Source organism: Pseudomonadota bacterium, assembly GCA_026388215.1.
GTDB lineage: Bacteria > Desulfobacterota > Syntrophorhabdia > Syntrophorhabdales > Syntrophorhabdaceae > JAPLKF01.
Genome location: JAPLKF010000191.1, coordinates 1 through 2825, shown reverse-complemented (window position 1 = coordinate 2825; position 2825 = coordinate 1). Strand labels below are relative to the sequence as shown.

The window sequence follows — 2825 nt, the reverse complement described above, 5'->3', positions numbered from 1 at the left end:
ATTTATAAAGGAATTAAGAAAAGGTCTAAAGCCTGAATATGAAATTATAGAGGTAGACGCCAATATGGAAGAGCCTCAATTCGCACAGGCAATTGTAAATGCAAGTTTGGAATTGTTTAAGTAAATTCAAGAAAAGAGTATTTGATGGATTACATCAGGTGTATATTATTGTATAAAAGGTGTTTGATGAACATGAATGGTTTAGGCCTTAGAATATATTCGAAAGGGGGTGGTATTTTTTTAGTTAAAAAAATCTTATTATAAAGAGGGGGTTATTATGGCAGAAGCAAAAAAGTTTCCTTATGCAGAAGAAGTAAAGTTACCACCGGAATTGGCAGGCTGGGAGGAGATGTATGCACCCCAGCGTTTATTCAGTGAGGATAGATCTGAGTGGGAGAAGGGACATTTCTGGTTTCAGGACAAAATCCACGCACCTGAGCCTATGTATCCCCTCGACGATATATTCCAGGAGGCCTGGCAGATCGCTCTCTCCGGGTATACGACGAGGGTTTTTTGCATCCCTCCGGCCCAGGGCATAGCCCAGAGGATGCTGGGTTGCTACATGTATATCACGGCGTTAGAGCCACCACCTCCAGAGATAATCGGGGAAAAGGCAGCATTATTTGGAAAAAGGGTGCCCTATGTCTTTCAGAACTACGAAGGAAAGCTCTGGCCCGCTTGGTATGAGAAGTTCTCAGCCCTGGGGAAGGAGATGAAAGCGCTCAAGATTCCAAAAGAATTTCCCAAGTATGTCCCTGACGACGAGGTTTTCCCCGCACCGAGGGGATACACTGACGGCTACCTTTTGATCGAGGCATTCAATACTATCGTGAGCCAAATGTTCAAGGCGTGGCAGTTCCACTTCGAGTATCTGAACCTGGCCTACCTTGCCTATCTCATGTTTGTGGACACCGCAAAAAAGTTATTCCCGGGGATTAAAGAAAGCACTATCGGTAAGATGGTTGCAGGGGCTGATGTATCCATGTTCCGCCCGGAAGAAGAGTTATGCAGGCTAAGCAGATTAGCTGTGGCACAACGGCCTGTTAATAACATTCTTAAGAAGAATATATCTGCTGACGAGAAGATAAAAGAATTGAAGAGCACAGAGGCTGGCAGGGTATGGCTTGAAGAGCTTGAGAGGATAAAGGATCCATGGTTTTTTGTATCCTGCGGGAGTGGGTGGTTCCACTACGAAGGGAGCTGGATAACCAAGATGGACGTGCCCTTCAGTTATATGAAGAGCTACGTGGAAAGGCTTGAGAAAGGGGAAAAGATAGAGAGGTCGCTTACAGCAATTTCGGAAGAGAGGGATAGGATTGTTGCTGAGTATAAGGCTCTCATTAAGACGGAAGATGACCAGAAGTCCTTTAGCGATGCCTACAACGTTGTGAGGTCCATATATAGATATGCCGAAGACCATCTTTTCTGGGTTGAGCACTGGCTCCATACCATATGGTTTGAAAAGATCAGGGAATTTGGAAATATACTCACAAAATACGGTGTTCTCGGAAAAACAGATGATATTTTCCTTTTCAACAGATTCGAAGTGCCTATGCTGATTGAAGACCTGGTAACTACTTGGGCGTTGGGCGAAGGCGCGCCAACAAGAGGGAAGTACTGGCAGGAAAAGGCTGCGAAGCGGCAGAAAATACTCAACGCAGCGAAAAACTGGGTTCCTGTGCTTGCGCTCGGAGTGCCGCCTGAGGAGATATCTGAGCCCTTTACCGTTATGCTGTGGGGTGTAACAACAGATTCAGTGCAACAATGGTTGAAAGGCGGGACCGTTGAAGCGGGTGATGTCAACGAGCTTAAAGGGTTTGCCTCATCAGCAGGGGTTGTTGAAGGGCCAGCGAGAGTGCTGAAGCTGCTCGAAGACATCGTCAAGTTGCAGGAAGGCGAGATCGTAGTGTGTCCCTGTACAAATCCATCGTGGGCTCCTGTGTTCACAAAGATAAAGGCTGCGGTGACGGATATCGGAGGCCTCACGTCCCATGCGGCAATTGTGTCGAGGGAATATGGTCTGCCTTCGGTCACAGGCACCGGTGTTGCCACATCCGTCATAAAGACAGGTGATATCATCAGGGTAGATGGTACTGCGGGTACGGTGACTATCGTGAAGAGGGCATAGGCTTAAAGATTGAATTTACCGGGGGTATATCTCGGTACCCCCGGTAAATTATCAAATCATAAGGGGGTGTTTTTGTTAATCGTGAAGGAAAGAAGGGAGATATTTTTAATGAGGAGGAATTATCGTCACTTATTACGATGGCATTGCAGTATGAAGTTCCATCGAAAATAAAAAAGGGGGACACTATATGAATCAAAAAGGAGAAATCAAACAGCCTTTATTAGGGATTTTGGGAACAGTGGTTGTATTTTTCATTGCCTTTGGCATTATCACCTGGTTTAAGCCAGAGACATTTATTCCCTGGGCAGGCGAGCTGGCCATGTGTCTCATACCATTTTCTATCATTATTGGTATGGTCTGGCAAGCAAACTACCCGGCGCCGGCGGCAAAATTAGAGCAACCCTTGAAGGGGCTGTATCTTTTATTATTCAACATGATTGTCGGGTCTCTTGTCGCCGCATGGTCGATCAAGACCGTGGGAGGCTTTGTGGTGCCCCCCACACCGCCTCTCATATTCTTTACGATTATGACAGTGATTATGACGTTTTGGTGCGTCGTTGTGTGGGGATGCTGGCCAGCAGCAGGCATCAAGGGCAACCACCCCGCCTTCGTGGGTTTTGGTACGCTTATTGTCTCTTACGCAGTATCCTTGATACTCTTCAAGACATTATTCAATTTTGATTTCATGAAGGGCGCA

2 protein-coding genes are annotated in these 2825 nt (G+C 46.3%); both read left to right on the top strand.

The window, feature by feature from the left end; all coding sequences use genetic code 11:
• Nucleotides 1-277: 277 nt before the first annotated feature.
• Entirely contained in the window at nucleotides 278-2128 is a 1851-nt protein-coding gene (locus NTU69_10320) for a PEP-utilizing enzyme (GenBank protein MCX5803904.1), read from the top strand.
• A 187-nt stretch (nucleotides 2129-2315) separates the two neighbouring features.
• Nucleotides 2316-2825: hypothetical protein (locus tag NTU69_10315; protein MCX5803903.1), on the top strand; the 510-nt coding region annotated here is incomplete at its 3' end.

Excerpts from the sequence above, each read along its gene's own strand:
- NTU69_10320 (MCX5803904.1), top strand. The coding sequence starts at position 278 with ATGGCAGAAGCAAAAAAGTTTCCTTATGCAGAAGAAGTAAAGTTACCA.